Source organism: Arthrobacter sp. T2-23 (assembly GCF_055398325.1).
The window spans coordinates 932372-948845 of record NZ_AP027917.1 but is presented as its reverse complement, the minus strand read 5'-3'; the positions used below and the strand labels follow the sequence as shown (position 1 = coordinate 948845).

The following is a 16474-nucleotide window of genomic DNA, read 5'->3' as shown; positions in this document are numbered from 1 at the left end:
TCTTAGCCATGGGCCTCCTAAAGGAATTCGGCCGCCAGCGGTGGGTGGCATCATTGGCACCCGCTGCTGGCGGCCGAAGTTTACGGACCGGAAATGTCAGATGGTGACGGCTCCGGAATCGGTTTCGAAGGTGACGGACATGATTCCCGGCGTCCCGTGCGGGGCCAGCCAGTGCACGTCGACATCCTCCAGCGGCTTCTCCACCGGTTCGCCCAGCCACTCGGTGACGCGCTCGGCCGAGCCGGCGATGGTGAGCGCGGACATCTTGACGTTGCTCGCGTAGGCGTTGGACGGGTGCAGGGCCGGGTCGCCCTCCCACTTGAGCATGTAGGGGACCTGCGGGTCCGCGATCAGGCCCAGGATGCCGATCTGCTTCCATACCAGTTCGCGGCCGTCCGGGAACTTGCGGTTGCCATTGACGGCGGACCGGCCCAGGCGCTCCTCGAAGGGGGCCAAGTCGTCCACCTCGACGCACCAGCCCATCCAGCCGCCGCCGGCAGCCGAGCGGGCACGCACGGCCTGGCCAAAAGGCGCCTTGTCCGAGGCGGGGTGGTCCAAAACCTCCACAACCTCCAGGTACTTGTGCCCGGCAAGCGGGATAATCATGTTGCGGGTCCCGAATCGGGGGTGTACTCCGCCCTTGACGGCTTCGACGCCGAGGGCAGACGCAATACGTTCGGTGGTGGCCGCGAGGCCATCTTGTTCACAGGCGTAAGAGACGTGATCCATGCGCATGCCCTCATCTTGGCACTTTGTGATGGAGCTCTCAGCTTAGGCTCTCCTAACCATCATAGGATGTCCAGTTTGCCTGCCCGCCGTGCGGCAAATCCGCCCGGAACCGCGGCGGTTTCCCGGGGCCTGCCGCCGGCCGCGGACGCCCTGCGGCCGGCCGGCGGGACAAATTCATATTCGTCACAAAGCTATCCAGCCGCCGGACCGCGTTCCTAGACTGAAGCCAGGTCATGAGCGCCAGCATCAAGCCCCGGCTTGCTGGCCGGCAACCCTCCATGCGCGGTGGGGTGCCCCGGGTGAAGACCTGGCCCTCCGGCAACCGCCGGAAGGCAAGCGCGGCGCCAGAGCCGGCCCGGCCCCACGAGGCCAGGGCGGCCTGTGCCCAGTCACACAGGAGTTCTCCAATGTCCAACGCCTGGTCCTTTGAAACCCGTCAGATCCACGCCGGCCAGCAGCCGGACTCCGCCACCGGCGCCCGGTCGCTGCCGATCTACCAGACGACGTCGTTCGTCTTCCCCAGCGCTGAAAGCGCCGCCAACCGGTTCGCGCTCGCCGAACTCGCCCCCATCTACACCCGGATCGGCAACCCCACCCAGGACGCGGTGGAGCAGCGGGTGGCGAGCCTCGAGGGCGGCCTCGGGGCCCTCCTGCTGAGCTCCGGCCAGGCCGCCGAGACCTTCGCGATCCTGAACATCGCCGAGGCCGGAGACCACGTCGTCGCCAGCCCCAGCCTGTACGGCGGCACCTACAACCTGCTGGCCCACACACTAAAGAAGTTCGGCATCTCCGTGACATTCGTGGAAGACCCGGACAACCTGCGGCAGTGGCGCGACGCCGTGCAGCCGAACACCAAACTCTTCTTCGGCGAGGTGGTCTCCAACCCCCGCCAGGACGTGCTGGACATCGAGGGCGTCGCGGACGTGGCGCACCGGGCCGGGGTGCCACTGATCGTGGACAACACCCTCTCGACCCCGTACCTGATCCGGCCGATCGAGTGGGGCGCCGACATCGTGGTCCACTCGGCCACCAAATACCTGGGCGGCCACGGCGCCGCGATCGCCGGCGTGATTGTGGATTCCGGCAACTTCGACTTCGGCAAGGACCCGGAGCGCTTCCCCGGCTTCAACACCCCGGATCCCACCTACAACGGCCTGGTCTATGCCCGGGACCTCGGGACGGACGGGGCGCTGGGGGCAAACCTGTCCTTCATCCTCAAAGCCCGGGTCCAGCTGCTGCGCGACCTCGGCTCCGCCGTGTCCCCGTTCAACGCCTTCCTCATCGCCCAGGGCATCGAGACGCTGAGCCTGCGGGTGGAGCGGCACGTCGCCAACGCCGTCAAGGTGGCCGAATGGCTGGAAGCCAGGGACGACGTCGAATCCGTCGCCTACGCGGGGCTGCCGTCCAGCCCGTGGTACGAGCGCGGCCGCAAGTACGGTCCGAAGGGGACCGGCGCCGTCGTTTCCTTTAACCTCGCCGGGGGAGCGGAGGCCGGCAAGCGCTTCGTCGACGCCCTCGAACTGCACTCGCACGTGGCGAACATCGGTGACGTGCGCTCGCTGGTGATCCACCCGGCGTCGACCACCCACAGCCAGCTCTCGCCGGAACAGCAGGCGGTGGCCGGCGTCAATCCCGGACTGGTGCGGCTGTCGGTGGGACTTGAACACATCGACGACATCATCGCCGACCTCGACGCCGGTTTCCGGGCGGCCAAGGACGCCTGAGGTCCACACGGCGCCGTGGGGATTAGGGGCCCGGCTGTCACATGGAAGTCACAATCTTCGCCAATGCGCCGACGGGTTTCGTAGAATCGACGCAGGTCATGAGTGCCAGTGACAGCCCCGGCTTGCTGGCCGGCAACCCTCCTTCCGCGGCGGGGTGCCCCGGGTGAAGACCTGGCCTGCCGGTCAGCTGGCGGCGGGCAAGCGCGAGGTTAGGTCCACACATGACGATTGCCGTCTCCCGTACGGGAGTTCCCGAAAACAAGCTTTCCACTGTCCCCGACGGGACGGTTCAGTACCTGCCGATCGGTTCACTGGCGCTGGAGTCCGGTGCCACCCTGCCGGAGGTCACCCTCGCCTACGAGACCTGGGGAACCCTCAACGCGGACGCCTCCAATGCGGTGCTGATCGAACATGCCCTCACGGGAGACACCCACGTCACCCGGGGCGCCGGCGAGGAGCCCGGGTGGTGGGAGCAGCTGGCCGGCCCCGGTGCTCCGGTGGACACTGACAAGTATTTCGTCGTCTCCATCAACATCCTCGGCGGCTGCTACGGTTCCACCGGGCCCTCGACGCCCGGCCCGGACGGCAGGCCGTGGGGCTCGCGCTTCCCGCTGGTGACACTCCGGGACAGCACCGCCGCCGAAGCCCGTCTCGCCGATGCCCTGGGGATCGCCAGCTGGTACGCAGTGCTCGGCGGCTCACTCGGCGGAGCGCGCGCCCTGGAATGGGCAGTCAGCTACCCGGACCGAGTCCGGCGTTGCGCCGTCATCTCCGTGGGTGCCAGCAGCACCGCGGAGCAGATCGCCTTTGCCCAGGCCCAGACGCTCGCCATCCGCCAGGACCCAAACTTCAACGGGGGCGACTACTACGGCGGCCCGGAGCCGGACGCCGGACTGGCCCTGGCCCGCAGGATCGCGCACATCACCTACCGCTCCGCCGCCGAGCTGGACGGCCGCTTCGGACGGAACGCGCAGGCGGCCGAGGCCCCGCTGGAAGCAGGGTCGCTGGCCGGACGGGGCCGCTACCAGGTGGAGAGCTACCTCGACCATCAGGGCAATAAACTGGTCCGCCGCTTCGATGCCAACAGCTACATCGCGATCACCGAGGCGTTGATGAGCCACGACGTCGCCCGCGGCCGCGGCAGCCTTGAGCAGGCCGTTTCGCGGGCAACGGCGGAGTTTTTCGTCGCGGCCGTGGACTCGGACCGGCTGTACTTCCCCGCCCAGTCCCATGCCCTCGCCGACGCCCTGCCGGGGGAGGTGCCGGTCCACGTCATCGAGGCCCCGATCGGCCACGACGGTTTCCTCACCGAAATCGGCCAGCTTAGCGAGCAGCTCCGGGGCTACTTCTTCGCCTAGCCGCGACCGCGCTTTGTGCATTTTTGCAGACGCGCTCTGCGCGATTAGTCGTTGAGCCTGCGCCGCGGGACGTCCATACTCGTGGAGAATGACGCCGTGTGTCCCAACTCACACACGCGTTGTCAACCTTAATGGTCCACAGGGTGTCGAAGGCGACACCGAAGGAGTTCTCATGAGCACGGAAAACGCCGCCGCAAGGCGCGCAGACGAGACCGACGTCAAGGCGTCCGGTCTTAAGAAGGTAGTGGCGGCCTCCATGGCCGGCACCGTGGTGGAGTGGTACGAATTTTTCCTCTACGCTTCCGCCGCCACCTTGGTCTTCGGGAAGGCCTTCTTCCCCAATTCCCAGACCGAGCTGGACGGCATCCTCGCGGCGTTCCTCACCTACGCGGTGGGCTTCGTGGCCCGCCCGATCGGCGGCATCGTCTTCGGCCACTTCGGCGACAAGTTCGGCCGCAAGCAGCTGCTGCAGCTCAGCATCATCCTGGTTGGCGTCTCCACCTTCTTGATGGGCTGCCTCCCGACCTTCGCGCAGATCGGCTACTGGGCTCCGGCCCTGCTGGTCTTCCTGCGCTTCGCCCAGGGCTTCGCCGTCGGCGGTGAATGGGGCGGCGCCGTCCTGCTCGTCGCCGAGCACAGCCCCAGCAAGTCCCGCGGTTTCTGGGCCAGCTGGCCGCAGTCCGCAGTTCCGCTGGGCAACCTCTTCGCCACCGCCGTGCTGTTCATCCTCTCCTCGGTGCTGTCCTCCGCGGACTTCCTGGGCTGGGGCTGGCGCGTCGCCTTCTGGCTGTCCGCCGTGATCGTCCTGATCGGCTACTACATCCGCACCAAGGTCAGCGACGCCCCGATCTTCCTCGAGGCGCGCAAGGAAGTTGAGGCGGGCCACAAGGGTTACGGCGTCGCGGAGGTCTTCCGCCGCTACCCCCGCGGCGTCTTCACCGCCATGGGCCTGCGCTTCGCGGAGAACATCCTGTACTACCTCGTGGTCACCTTCTCGATCACCTACCTGAAGACCGTCGTCCACGCCGACACCGCCAAGATCCTGCTCCTGCTGCTCGTGGCGCACGCTATCCACTTCGCCGTGGTTCCGGTGGTCGGTCGTCTCTCGGACCGGTTCGGCCGGAAGCCCGTCTACATGGCCGGCGCCGTTCTGGGTGCCACCTGGGGCTTCTTCGCCTTCCCGATGATGGACACCGGAAATGACTTCATCATCCTGGCTTCGGTCATCATCGGCCTGCTGTTCCACGCCCTGATGTACGCCGGACAGCCGGCCATCATGGCCGAGATGTTCCCGACCCGGATGCGCTACTCCGGCGTCTCTCTCGGCTACCAGGTGACCTCGATCGTGGCCGGTTCGCTGGCGCCGATCATCGCCGTTGCGCTGCTGGGCCAGTACAAGTCCTCCGTTCCGGTGGCCATCTACCTGCTGATCGCCTGCGCCATCACGGCCGTCGCCGTGTTCTTCCTGAAGGAAACCCGCGGCATCTCGCTCCACGACGTCGACGCCGCCGACGCCCAGGGCACTGCCGACCTGCTCGCCGCAGGCAAGCGGTAACCGGCAGGCAGTCGCACAAGTTCAGCAATAGGCAGCCCCCGTCCCCCCACTGCGGGGACGGGGGCTGCTGTCGTGGTGCCTGCCCGGCGAGTCGCGTTTCTGGGCCGATATTCAGCTTCTGCCCAGCGTCGGCTTCTAGAGTGGAACCACACTTGGGCCGGGCAGGCCGAACCGGTCATTAAATTCCAGCGGAAGGGACCAGGTAGCAATGCCGACAACTCCATCATTGAAGACTCGTTTAGGTGTGGGAGCAGCAGCGGTTCTGGCCGCTGGCGCCATGGCCGCCGTGGGTGTCGGTGCCGCCTCTGCGTCCCCCTCTTCCCCGCACCCGGCGGCGACCTCGACGGCGGGTGCGCCTGCCGGAGCCAAGACAGGCGCTCATGCAGGTGTGCGCGGGCTCGGGGCATTCCTGCAGCTCAACGCGGACAGTCCGCAGGCAGTCGGGGACCGGGCCGCGAAGGCAGCGGCAGCCTTGGTGAACCACCCGAAGCATTTCGCCAAACTCCCCCCGGCGCTGCAGACCGACGTGAAGGCGCTCAAGGACGCCGCTCCGGCTGAACGCGTGCAGGACGCCTACAAGATCAAGACCACGGCCCTGTCGGGCGGCTACGGCGTTGAGGTCCAGAAGCGCGCCGAGCAGCTGGTGAAGACCGCGACCGAGGCCGCCGGTCTGCGCCAGGAACTGCGGACGGTCTTCACCTCGGCCAACCCGGGGGCAGGGCTGCAGAAGATCGCTGACCAGGTCATCAGCCACCCGAAGCTCTTCGCCAAGCTTCCGGCCAACCTGCAGGCAGACCTGAAGACCCTCAAGGGGGCTGCGCCGGCCGATCTGGACACCCAGGCCAACAAGATCAAGGAGACCGCGTTGAATGGCGGATACGGTACCCGGATCCAGAAAGTTGCCCAAGCCCTCGGGAAGAAGGCCGCAGCGGCGCCGGCTGCCTAACGAATCAATCCGCCAGTCCCAGGGGCCGGGCAGCCAAGTCATGGCTGTCCGGCCCTTGCGCTGCACCCGGAGTTCAGTCCCAAGTCCAAAAGCCTGTTGTCACCGATTCGCCATTTGTTCTATAACTTATAGAACAAGACGGGAGGTAGGAAGGCATGATCCTCAACATCGACCTGTCCGGTGAGGTGCCGATCTACCAGCAGCTGCGTGACCAGATCGTTGAGGCGATTGCCGGTGGCGTGCTGACCGAGGGCAGTTCGCTGCCGGCCACCAGGACGCTCGCCGCGGATTTCGGGATCAACTTCCACACCGTGAACAAGGCCTATGACCTCCTTCGTCAGCAGGGCCTGATCCGGCTCAACCGCAAGACAGGCGCGGTGGTGACGACGACGGTCGCGGCCCCTCCCTTCCCCGCGGAGTGGACCGCAAGAGCCCGGACCCTGCTGGCGGAGGCAGTCGTTAGAGGTTTGCCGGCCGACGAGGTTCTCCAGACCTGCCGGTCCGTGCTCGATTCATTCGCCGCAGCGCGAGAGGAGGAGCCATGAGCGTTGCCATCGTTCTGAGCTTGGTGTTGTTGGGGCTGGTGCTCCTGCTCGCCCTGGTGCTGCCCTCGGTCACCAGTCCTTTTGTGCCTTTCGGGGTCCGGGTGCCGGCCCAACATTCCGCCGACAGGGCAGTAATCAGGCGGGCCCGCATCTACCGGTGGCGGGTACTCACCATCGGGCTCGTCGTCATCGGAGCCGGCGTTGGCAGCTACGCTGTGAGCGGCGAACCGTTGCTGCTGCCGTTGTCGGTGCTGGCGCTTGTGGGTGCCTGGTATGGATGCTTCTTCCTGGCCAACCAGGAGATCCGGGCCGCCAAGGCCGCCGGGGGCTGGTTCCGGGGCCTGCACCAGGGCATCGCGGTGGACACCGAGCTGCGGACCGATCCGCCCCGGTTCCCCTGGCTTTGGCTGGCGCCCGCCGTGATCATCACCGTCGCCACGGCGGTGATTGGCGTGGTCGGCTACCCGTCGATGCCCGGTGTGCTCGCGGTGCACTACGGCGCGAAGGGCATGCCGGACCGGGTGGTCGTCAAGTCGGTCGGCGCGGCTTTCTCATTGGTGTTCGTGCAGATCGGCATGACCGCGCTGCTCGGGGGCATGGCGGCGGCTATCGTCCGAAGCCGGCCGGACATCGACCCGGCACGGCCGGTAGGCTCCGCGCGCTGGTCCCGGCACTACATATCCCTGGGCGCCAGGGCGCTGCTAGGGCTTGTCGCCATGATCGACCTGGCGATGCTGGGATCATCGCTGCTGATGTGGACCGGAACGGTCACGCCGTGGGCGCCGCTGATGGTCGCCGCGCCGATCCTGGCCGCCGTCGTCGTAACCGTTGTGGTCTTGGCCCGGAATAACCGTGAGCGGGATGGGGCCGAAGAAAACACGGGCCTGACACACCTGGATGACGACAAATATTGGCGCGGTGGTTTGGTCTACATCAACCGCGAGGACCACAAACTTTTGGTTCCGCGCCGCTTCGGTCTCGGATGGACCCTGAACCTCGGCAATCCCAGGGCGGCGATGCTTCTGGCCGGCGTTGTGGCGCTCATTGGCCTGGTGATCATCCTGCGTCTGGGTGGCTGACCACCACGGGCGCGCCCGGGCTTAGCCGCTCTGAGCAGCGCCCGCTTTAGCCGGTGAGCACGTCCTGGCGTTCGGCGATCTCTGTCCGGATGGCAGCAAGCACGGCCTGCACCGGGGCCGAGCGCAGCGACTCCGCCCGTGCCGCCGCCCAGATCGGCAGCTGCCGCTGGAAGTCGTCCGGCAGGACCGGCACGAACCCCGGCTTTCCGACAACCAGGAAGTTGGGCAGCAGGCCGATCCCGGCGGCGCGGCGGACGGCCTCAAGCTGGGCGAAGATACTCGTGGCCTGGAAACTGGAGCGCGGCATCGGCAGCTGGGTGTAGCGGTGGCCGAGTTCCGCGACCTGCAGCGCCGACTCGACGTACGAGACAAAGCCGTGCCGCCCGACGTCGTCGAGCGTTTCCGGCAGGCCGTGCTCGCGAGCGTACTGTGGGCTCGCGTAGAGCCGGAGGAAGTAGTTGGACAGGAAAATGGTCTGCGCGTTACTGACGTCAAGGTTGCCGACCACCACCTCCAAATCCACCCCTGAGCGGTTCTGGCTGACCTTGCGGGTGGCGCTGAGCATCTCCACGTTCAGGTGCGGATGTTCCTGCTGCAGCCGGACCAGGGCGGGGGCGACGAATTCCGCGCCGAAGCCGTCCGGCGTGCTGATCCGCACCAGGCCGGAGAGCACGTCCTCCGATCGGGCGATCCGGCCGGACAACGCGCCCAGCGTCCCCTCGATGGCTTCCGCCGCCGCCACCGCCTCGGACCCCAGCTCGGTGAGCTCCCAGCCGTGCGGGCTCCGCTCCAGCGTCCGCCCGCCGAGTTGCTTGTCCAGGGCGAGGATCCTCCGGGAGATGGTGGTGTGCGTGGTGCCCAGCGTCTCCGCGACGGCGTTGAACCTGCCCAGCCGGGCCACGGTCAGCAGGATCAGCAGGTCATCCGGACTGGGGAGCCGCTTTAAGTCCACATTGACTCCTTGGGCTGTTGGTGTGTGCATCCATGCACATACCGTCTGTGCTTTTTTACCTTGATTGCACTGTAGCAGGGTGTGATGCTGGACACGGAACCCGGCAGTTTTCGCCGGACACAATGCAAAGCAAAGGAGCTTATGCCATGGCAGTTGTCGCCTGGATCGGACTGGGAAACATGGGCGGGTACATGTCGGTGAACCTCGCCAAAGCCGGAAACGAGGTCCGCGGCTTTGACCTGAACCCCGAGGCCGTGGCGACCGCCGAGGCCGGGGGAGTCAAGCCCACCGGCAGCATCGCCGAGGCGGTTGAGGGCGCCGACGTCGTCTTCACCATGCTCCCCAAGGGCGAGCACGCCCGCGCCGTCTACCTCGGCGAGGACGGCGTGCTGGCCCACGCGGACACCAGGACCCTGCTGGTGGACTCCTCCACGATCGACATCGCCTCCGCCCAGGCCCTGCACGACGCCGCCGCCGCGGCCGGCTTCCGCTTTGTCGACGCGCCCGTCTCCGGCGGCATGAGCGGCGCCAAGGCCGCCACGCTGACCTTCATGATCGGCGGCGAGGCCCGCGCCGTCGCCGACGCCACCGAATTCATCCGCCCGATGGCCGCGAACATCATCCCCACCGGCGGCGCGACCACCGGCCAGGCCGCCAAGATCTGCAACAACCTGATGCTCTTCATCAACCTCGCGTCCACGGCCGAGGGCGCCGTGCTCGCCGACCGCCTGGGCCTGGACAAGCAGGTCTTCTGGGACATCGCCTCCGTCTCCTCCGGCGACAGCTGGGCGCTGCGCACCTGGTACCCGGTGGCCGGCGTCGTGCCGACCGCCGCCTCCAACAACGACTTCGCGCCGACCTTCACGGCCGAGCTCGCCAATAAGGACATCGGCCTGGCCATCAGCGCCGCCAAGGACACCGGCACCCCGCTCGAAATCGGCGAGCACGTCCAGCAGCTCTTCCAGCGGCTTATCGACGGCGGCCAGTCCGGCAGCGACTGCTCCGCGATCGTCAAGCTCGTCGACGGCTCGTTCGAGTCCGCCAAGTAACCCCCAACTTTTTTCGAAAGAGACCCACTCCATGGAACGCATCCCGCACTTCATCGACGGCGCCCTGGTGTCCGACGCCGAGCGCTACGGCCCCGTCTTCAACCCGGCCACCGGCGAGCAGGAAAAAGAGGTGGCCCTCGCCTCCGCCGCCCGCGTCGAGGAGGCCATCGCCGCCGCCCGCGCCGCCCTCCCCGGCTGGCGGGCCACCAGCCTGGCCAAGCGCACCAGCATCTTCTTCAAGGTCCGCGAGCTGCTGATGCAGCGCCGCCCCGAACTGGCGGCCCTGCTGACCAGCGAACACGGCAAGGTCCTCTCGGACGCCGAGGGCGAGATCACCCGCGGCCTGGAAAACATCGAATTCGCCACCGGCCTGTCCCACGCGCTCAAGGGCGAACGGTCCGAGCAGGTCTCCGGCGGCGTCGACGTCCACTCCGTCCGCCAGCCGGTCGGCGTCGTCGCCTGCATCACCCCGTTCAACTTCCCGGCCATGGTGCCGCTGTGGATGATCGGCAGCGCCCTGGCGTGCGGCAACACCGTCCTGCTCAAGCCGAGCGAGAAGGACCCGTCCTCCGCGGTCTTCATCGCCCAGGTCTTCGCCGAGGCCGGCCTGCCCGCGGGTGTGCTCAACGTGGTGCACGGGGACAAGGAAGCCGTCGACGTGCTGCTGGAGCACCCCGACGTGAAAGCGGTCAGCTTTGTGGGTTCCACGCCGATCGCCCAGTCCATCTACAAGCGCGCCGCGGACCACGGCAAGCGGGTCCAGGCCCTCGGCGGGGCCAAGAACCACATGGTTGTGCTCCCGGATGCTGACCTGGACATGGCCGCCGACGCCGCCGTCTCCGCCGCCTACGGCTCCGCGGGGGAGCGCTGCATGGCTGTCAGCGTCCTGGTCGCCGTCGGGAACATCGCGGACGAACTCGTGGACGCGATCAAGACCCGGATGGCCGCCCTTAAGATCGGCCCCGGCACCGACCCGGCCTCCCAGATGGGGCCGCTGATCACCGCCGAGCACCGCGACAGGGTCGCCTCCTACGTGGCGGGCGCCGCGGACGAGGGCGCTTCCGTGGTGGTGGACGGCCGGGACCAGGAGTTCGACTCCAACGGCTTCTTCATCGGCGTCAGCCTGATCGACCACGTGAAGCCCGGCATGAAGGTCTACGACGACGAGATCTTCGGCCCCGTCCTCTCGGTGGTCCGGGTCGAGAGCTACACCGACGCCGTCAAGCTCGTCAACGACAACGAATTCGGCAACGGCGTGGCGATCTTCACCCGCGACGGCGGCGCCGCCCGGCAGTTCGAGTTCGACGTCGAGGCCGGCATGGTGGGCGTCAACGTGCCGATCCCGGTACCGGTGGGAACTTTCTCCTTCGGCGGCTGGAAGAACTCGCTGTTCGGAGACACCCACATGTACGGCCCGGAGAGCATCCGCTTCTACACCCGCGGCAAGGTGGTCACCACGCGCTGGCCGGATCCGTCCACCTCGGTGATCGACCTCGGTTTCCCGCAGGTCGACTAGGTGCCCCGGCGTTAGCCCTTCATGATCTCCGCGCGCTGGGCCATGTAGTCCTCCATCGCGAGCTCGCCGTTGCTGTACTTCTGGTCCAGCTCGGCGAGCTTGCGGGCACGGTAGCCCTGCGGACCGGACGGCACCGGCGGCACCGGCGGAACGTCCGGAGCCGCGGGTGGCTGCGGCTGCCACTGCTGCGGCGGCCCGGCCTGCGGCGGGTTCTTCAGGTAGTCCGGGCTGTCCTCGTACGGCACGGGATACTGCTGGTTGACCGGCGGCTGCGGGGCGCCAAGCTGGCCAAACCCGCCATAGTAGTCCCGCTGGGTGAAGCCGTCCCGCGGCTGGTTGCTCTGCTGCCCTGGACCCTGGCCCGGGAACATGCCCGGGAAGCCCCCCGGCGTGCCCTGATAGGGATCCTGGCCCTGGTTCTTGTTCTGCACCGATCGGCGGTAGTAGCGCATCGCGGCCGGAATCAGCAGGGACAGGATGATGATCCAGAAGAAAATACTCACGGTACCGGGCCTCTCAGAAGGTGATCTTCCAGCTTAACGCGCACGCACCCCCAAGGGTGCCGGACCGGACCGCCCGGCTCAGGAGCGCAGGGCGTCCTCGGCGCCGGGCAGGCCCTCGCCCGAGCCGGGAGGTCCCTCGCCCGAGCCGAGCGGCACCCCTGGACCGAACACCGGACCGGCCAGCGGGCGCTTGGCGGTGATGCCGTCGCCGGAGGAACGGTGCCGGAGTCGGCGGACCACCCACGGGACGAAGTGCTCGCGGGCCCAGATGAGGTCCCCGGTGCGGGCCTCCCGCCAGCCGCGCTGGGGCAGCGGCTTGGGGGCGAGTGGCTCCAGGGTGTGCTGCACATTCAGCGAATCCAGCACCATGGCCGCGATGGTGTGGTGGCCCAGCGGCGAAAAGTGCAGCCGGTCCACGTCCCACATCTGCGGGTCGTTGAGCTGGCGCAGGGACCACATGTCGGCGATGATGGCGTCGTGCCGGGCCGCCACGGTGCGCAGGTTCTCGTTGTAGATCGCCACCTTGCTGCGGATCCGGCCCAGCACGGTGGAGCCGGTGTCGGGGCCGTTGAAGAGCACCACGGTGGCGCCCCCCAGGCTCAGGATCTGCACCACCGAGTCCAGCCGTTCGGCAAGGACATCGGGGTCGCCGCCGGGCCGGATCAGGTCATTCCCGCCGGCTGACAGGGTCACGAGGTCCGGCTTCAGGGACAGGCAGTGCGCCAGTTGCTGGTCCACGATCTGCTGCAGGAGCCTGCCCCGGACCGCGAGGTTGGCGTAGGCGAAGTCGTCGTGGCCCCGGCTCAATTCCTCGGCCACCCGGTCCGCCCAGCCGCGGTGGCCGCCGGGGCTCGCCGGTTCCGGGTCGCCGATCCCCTCGGTGAAGGAGTCGCCCATCGCGACATAGCGGGTCCAGGGGTGGTTGACGGTGCGGTCCGGAAAATTCTCCATGGCTTCTGTTTCGCTCACCTTCATATCCTGCACTCTCCCCGCAAAGCTACGCCACCGTAGCTTGTTACCGGCTGGTAACTGCAAGAATGGAGCCATGACTGAAGCCGCCCGCTATCCCGCTGCGTTCCCCGACCCCGTCGTCCTCTGGTCCCGGCCCGAAGAAGCCCGTGCCGGCAAACCCCTGCTGGTGCTGCTGCACGGCTACGGGGCCAACGAACAGGATCTGCTGAGCCTGGCGGACATGCTGCCGGAGGAATTTGTGGTGGCGTCGGTGCGCGCACCGCTCGTCTCCGGACCGGGGTTCACCTGGTTCCCGCTGACGGCATCCATCGATTATTCACTTGAGGCCGTCAAGCAGGCCGCGGCGTATGTGCAGGACTGGATCGACTCAGTCCGGGCCAACCACCCCTCGGTCACCCTGCTGGGCTTCTCGATGGGCATGGCCATGGCCACCACCCTGTTGCGGCAGCGGCCGGACGGGTACGCCGCCGTCGTCGGGCTCTCAGGCTTTGCCGTCGACGCCGGCGGTGACCCGAGCTTCCGCGACGCGGAATTGGACGGCACCGTGCCGATGTTCTGGGGACGCGACCAGCAGGACCCCGTGATCACGCCGGACAAGATCGAGTTCACCATGGGCTGGGTGCGCAAGCACGTGAAGCTCACCAAGGTGCTCTACACCGGCATGTGGCACGGCATCAACCAGCAGGAGATCGGCCACGTCGGCGAATTCCTCACCCACGAGGTGCTCGCCAAATAGGGGCCGACGACGGCGCCGGCCGCCGTCGCTAGGCTCCGCCGCCGGCGGGAGTGCTGATCCGCACGGTCTGGCCGTTCACGGTGACGGTGTCGCCGTGGTGGAGCTGGCGGCCGCGGCGGTCATCGATCTCGCCGTTGACCTTCACGAGCCCGTTCTTGATCAGTTCCGCAGCCTCCACCCCGTCCTCCACGAGGTTGGCCAGCTTCAGCAGCTGGCCCAGCCGGATCATGTCGTCGCGGATGGGGATGTCTTCGATTTCCGGGTTGCTCATACAAGCAATAATGCCTGACCAAAGGTGGCACCAATGACCCACGCACCGCGGCTCCCACTGCCCGTCGGACTGCTCCTGGCCGTTTCGGCCGGGCTCCTCGTCCCCGTCCAGGGCCGGATCAACGGCGCCCTCGGAACAACCCTGGCCGACGGCCTCGCCGCCGCCGTGGTGAGCTTCAGCACCGGCCTGGCGCTGATGATCGCCATCTCGCTGCTCCTGCCCAAGGGGCGCGCCGGGCTGGCCGAGGTCCTGCCGGCGCTGCGCGAACGCCGCTTCCCGCGCTACTACGTGCTGGCCGGCGGCATCGGCGCGCTCTTTGTCTTTGCCCAGTCCTTCACCGTCGGGCTGCTCGGCGTCGCCCTGTTCACCGTCGCCGCGGTTACCGGCCAAACCCTCAGCGGACTGCTGGTGGACCGGATGGGCATCGGTCCCGCGGGCAAGCGGCCCATCACCGGCATCCGGGTCCTCGGCAGCGTGCTGACCGTCGCCGCCGTGGCGTGGGCCGTATCGCCGCGCTTCGCGTCCGGCGGTGCAGGCGGCGCAGGCGGCTCGGGCGGGTCCGACCCCATGGCGCTGGTGCTGCCGGTGCTGCTCCCGGTGCTCGCCGGATTCCTGATGAGTTTCCAGCAGGCGATGAACGGCACGGCCACGGTGCACTACCGCACCCCCATTACGGCCACCCTGGTCAACTTCGTCGCCGGCAGCATCGTGCTCTGGCTCGCCTGGCTGATCAAGCTGGCCCTAGCCGGACCCGGCCACGCGCTCCCGGCCGAATGGTGGTACTACCTGGGTGGCCCCATGGGCTGCGTGTTCATCGCCGTCGCCGCCTTCCTGGTCCGCAGCCTGGGCGTGCTGGTCACCGGGCTCGGCATGATCGCCGGGCAGCTGCTCGGATCCCTGGCCCTCGACCTGGTGCTGCCCGCACCGGGAACCGTCGTCGCGCTGCCCACCGTGCTGGGCACGCTGCTGACCCTGGCCGCCATCGTCCTGGCCAGCCTGCCCTGGTCCCGCGGCACCCTCAAGCGGCGGTAGCCCGGGTAGGCTAGGAGTTTGCATCACACCGTCCGCAACACCCCGCCCGGCAACCAGCCGGTGGCCCGGGGCTGACAGCACGGACCGCACCCAGCGGCCCTGCAGAAACTGGAGTTCCCATGGCAGCAAAATCCGTACTCGACCAGATCATTTCCCTCGCCAAGCGACGGGGTTTCGTCTTCCAGGCCGGTGAAATCTACGGTGGCTCCCGTTCTGCCTGGGACTACGGTCCCCTCGGTGCCGAGCTGAAGGAAAACATCAAGCGCCAGTGGTGGCAGTCCGTGGTCCGCGGCCGCGAGGACGTCGTCGGCCTGGACTCCTCGGTGATCCTGCCCCGCCAGGTCTGGGAAGCCTCCGGCCACGTCGAGGTCTTCTCCGACCCGCTGGTGGAGTGCCTCTCCTGCCACAAGCGCTACCGCGCGGACCACCTCGAGGAGGAGTACGAGGAAAAGAAGGGCCGTCCGGCCGAGAACGGCCTCAAGGACATCGCCTGCGCCAACTGCGGCACCCGCGGTGAATGGACCGAGCCCCAGGAATTCTCCGGCCTGCTCAAGACCTACCTGGGTCCCGTCGCCAGCGAAGAGGGCCTGCACTACCTGCGCCCCGAAACCGCCCAGGGCATCTTCGTGAACTTCTCCAACGTGCTCACCACCTCGCGGAAGAAGCCGCCGTTCGGCATCGGCCAGATCGGCAAGTCCTTCCGCAACGAGATCACGCCGGGCAACTTCATCTTCCGCACCCGCGAGTTCGAGCAGATGGAGATGGAGTTCTTCGTCGAGCCCGGCACTGACGAGCAGTGGCACCAGTACTGGATGAAGGAGCGCATGGCCTGGTACACCGGCCTGGGCATCCGCGAGGAAAACCTGCGCTTCTTCGAGCACCCGCTGGAGAAGCTCAGCCACTACTCCAAGGGCACCACGGACATCGAGTACCGCTTCGGCTTCCACGGTTCGGAGTGGGGCGAGCTCGAGGGCATCGCCAACCGCACCGACTTTGACCTGTCCACGCACTCGAAAGCCTCCGGCGCGGACCTGAGCTACTTCAACCAGGCCACCAACGAGCGCTACACCCCTTACGTGATCGAACCCGCCGCCGGCCTCACCCGCTCCTTCATGGCGTTCATGATCGACGCCTACACCGAGGACGAGGCACCAAACGCCAAGGGCGGCGTCGACGTCCGCACCGTGCTCAAGCTCGATCCGCGCCTGGCCCCGGTCAAGGCTGCCGTCCTCCCGCTGAGCCGGAACGAGGACCTGTCGCCCAAGGCCAAGGACCTCGCCGCGCAGCTGCGCAAGAACTGGAACATCGAGTTCGACGACGCCGGCGCGATCGGCCGCCGCTACCGCCGCCAGGACGAGATCGGCACGCCGTTCTGCATCACGGTGGACTTCGACACGCTCGAGGACCAGGCCGTGACCATCCGCGAACGCGACACCATGAGCCAGGAACGCGTCGCCCTGGACAAGGTGGAGGGCTACCTGGCCGCACGGCTGATCGGCGCCTGACC

Annotated in this window: 16 protein-coding genes and 2 riboswitches; of the genes, 11 read left to right on the top strand and 5 right to left on the bottom strand. The window is 67.6% G+C overall.

Translation table 11 applies throughout. The features are described 5' to 3' along the window. Positions 1-96: 96 nt before the first annotated feature. Positions 97-735: a VOC family protein gene (locus tag ACZ5Z0_RS04420; protein ID WP_464110053.1), complete on the bottom strand. Its 639-nt coding sequence runs from the start codon at positions 733-735 to the stop codon at positions 97-99. 223 nt (positions 736-958) lie between these two features. Beyond that, a riboswitch (SAM riboswitch) is annotated at positions 959-1074 on the top strand. 62 nt (positions 1075-1136) lie between these two features. On the opposite strand from ACZ5Z0_RS04420, the gene ACZ5Z0_RS04415 reads away from it, so the two are divergent. The 6 genes from ACZ5Z0_RS04415 to ACZ5Z0_RS04390 all read left to right on the top strand — a co-directional run bounded on the left by ACZ5Z0_RS04415 (position 1137) and on the right by ACZ5Z0_RS04390 (position 7936). Next, positions 1137-2453 carry a bifunctional o-acetylhomoserine/o-acetylserine sulfhydrylase gene (locus ACZ5Z0_RS04415; protein ID WP_464110052.1) on the top strand — a complete coding sequence of 439 codons (1317 nt, stop codon included), beginning with the start codon at positions 1137-1139 and terminating at the stop codon, positions 2451-2453. Between the two features lie 94 nt (positions 2454-2547). Next, positions 2548-2663, top strand: a riboswitch (SAM riboswitch). A gap of 11 nt (positions 2664-2674) precedes the next feature. After that, positions 2675-3811: a homoserine O-acetyltransferase MetX gene (metX, locus tag ACZ5Z0_RS04410; protein WP_464110051.1), complete on the top strand. Its 1137-nt coding sequence runs from the start codon at positions 2675-2677 to the stop codon at positions 3809-3811. Positions 3812-3983: 172 nt separating this feature from the next. Beyond that, entirely contained in the window at positions 3984-5366 is a 1383-nt protein-coding gene (locus ACZ5Z0_RS04405) for an MFS transporter (RefSeq protein WP_464110050.1), read from the top strand. A 244-nt stretch (positions 5367-5610) separates the two neighbouring features. Continuing rightward, on the top strand, positions 5611-6312 hold the full coding sequence (locus tag ACZ5Z0_RS04400; RefSeq protein ID WP_464110049.1) for a hypothetical protein: 702 nt from the start codon (positions 5611-5613) through the stop codon (positions 6310-6312). 155 nt (positions 6313-6467) lie between these two features. Further along, on the top strand, positions 6468-6857 hold the full coding sequence (locus ACZ5Z0_RS04395) for a GntR family transcriptional regulator (protein ID WP_464110048.1): 390 nt from the start codon (positions 6468-6470) through the stop codon (positions 6855-6857). Next, complete coding sequence (locus tag ACZ5Z0_RS04390; protein ID WP_464110047.1) at positions 6854-7936, top strand: DUF1648 domain-containing protein; 1083 nt, start codon at positions 6854-6856, stop codon at positions 7934-7936. The genes ACZ5Z0_RS04395 and ACZ5Z0_RS04390 overlap by 4 nt, the downstream gene beginning before the upstream one ends. 46 nt (positions 7937-7982) lie before the next feature. On the opposite strand, the gene ACZ5Z0_RS04385 is transcribed toward ACZ5Z0_RS04390, so the two are convergent. Then, a complete protein-coding gene (locus ACZ5Z0_RS04385; RefSeq protein ID WP_464110046.1) occupies positions 7983-8918 on the bottom strand; it encodes a LysR family transcriptional regulator in 936 nt (311 codons plus the stop codon). 116 nt (positions 8919-9034) lie between these two features. On the opposite strand from ACZ5Z0_RS04385, the gene mmsB reads away from it, so the two are divergent. Further along, positions 9035-9937 carry a 3-hydroxyisobutyrate dehydrogenase gene (gene mmsB, locus ACZ5Z0_RS04380; protein WP_464110045.1) on the top strand — a complete coding sequence of 301 codons (903 nt, stop codon included), beginning with the start codon at positions 9035-9037 and terminating at the stop codon, positions 9935-9937. Between the two features lie 31 nt (positions 9938-9968). After that, entirely contained in the window at positions 9969-11453 is a 1485-nt protein-coding gene (locus ACZ5Z0_RS04375) for a CoA-acylating methylmalonate-semialdehyde dehydrogenase (protein ID WP_464110044.1), read from the top strand. Positions 11454-11464: 11 nt separating this feature from the next. Here ACZ5Z0_RS04375 and ACZ5Z0_RS04370 read toward each other — a convergent pair whose 3' ends face one another. After that, positions 11465-11956 carry a hypothetical protein gene (locus ACZ5Z0_RS04370; RefSeq protein WP_464110043.1) on the bottom strand — a complete coding sequence of 164 codons (492 nt, stop codon included), beginning with the start codon at positions 11954-11956 and terminating at the stop codon, positions 11465-11467. Between the two features lie 78 nt (positions 11957-12034). Further along, entirely contained in the window at positions 12035-12931 is an 897-nt protein-coding gene (locus tag ACZ5Z0_RS04365) for an SGNH/GDSL hydrolase family protein (protein ID WP_464110042.1), read from the bottom strand. Positions 12932-13001: 70 nt separating this feature from the next. Here ACZ5Z0_RS04365 and ACZ5Z0_RS04360 point away from each other — a divergent pair, with 70 nt between their 5' ends. Next, positions 13002-13664, top strand: a complete 663-nt coding sequence (locus ACZ5Z0_RS04360) for an alpha/beta hydrolase (protein ID WP_464110041.1) — start codon at positions 13002-13004, stop codon at positions 13662-13664. Positions 13665-13692: 28 nt separating this feature from the next. Here ACZ5Z0_RS04360 and ACZ5Z0_RS04355 read toward each other — a convergent pair whose 3' ends face one another. Beyond that, a complete protein-coding gene (locus ACZ5Z0_RS04355) occupies positions 13693-13935 on the bottom strand; it encodes an RNA-binding S4 domain-containing protein (RefSeq protein ID WP_464110040.1) in 243 nt (80 codons plus the stop codon). A 33-nt stretch (positions 13936-13968) separates the two neighbouring features. On the opposite strand from ACZ5Z0_RS04355, the gene ACZ5Z0_RS04350 reads away from it, so the two are divergent. Next, complete coding sequence (locus ACZ5Z0_RS04350) at positions 13969-14967, top strand: DMT family transporter (protein ID WP_464110039.1); 999 nt, start codon at positions 13969-13971, stop codon at positions 14965-14967. A gap of 119 nt (positions 14968-15086) precedes the next feature. Then, positions 15087-16472, top strand: a complete 1386-nt coding sequence (locus tag ACZ5Z0_RS04345) for a glycine--tRNA ligase (protein ID WP_138769850.1) — start codon at positions 15087-15089, stop codon at positions 16470-16472. The last annotated feature ends 2 nt before the right edge of the window (positions 16473-16474 follow it).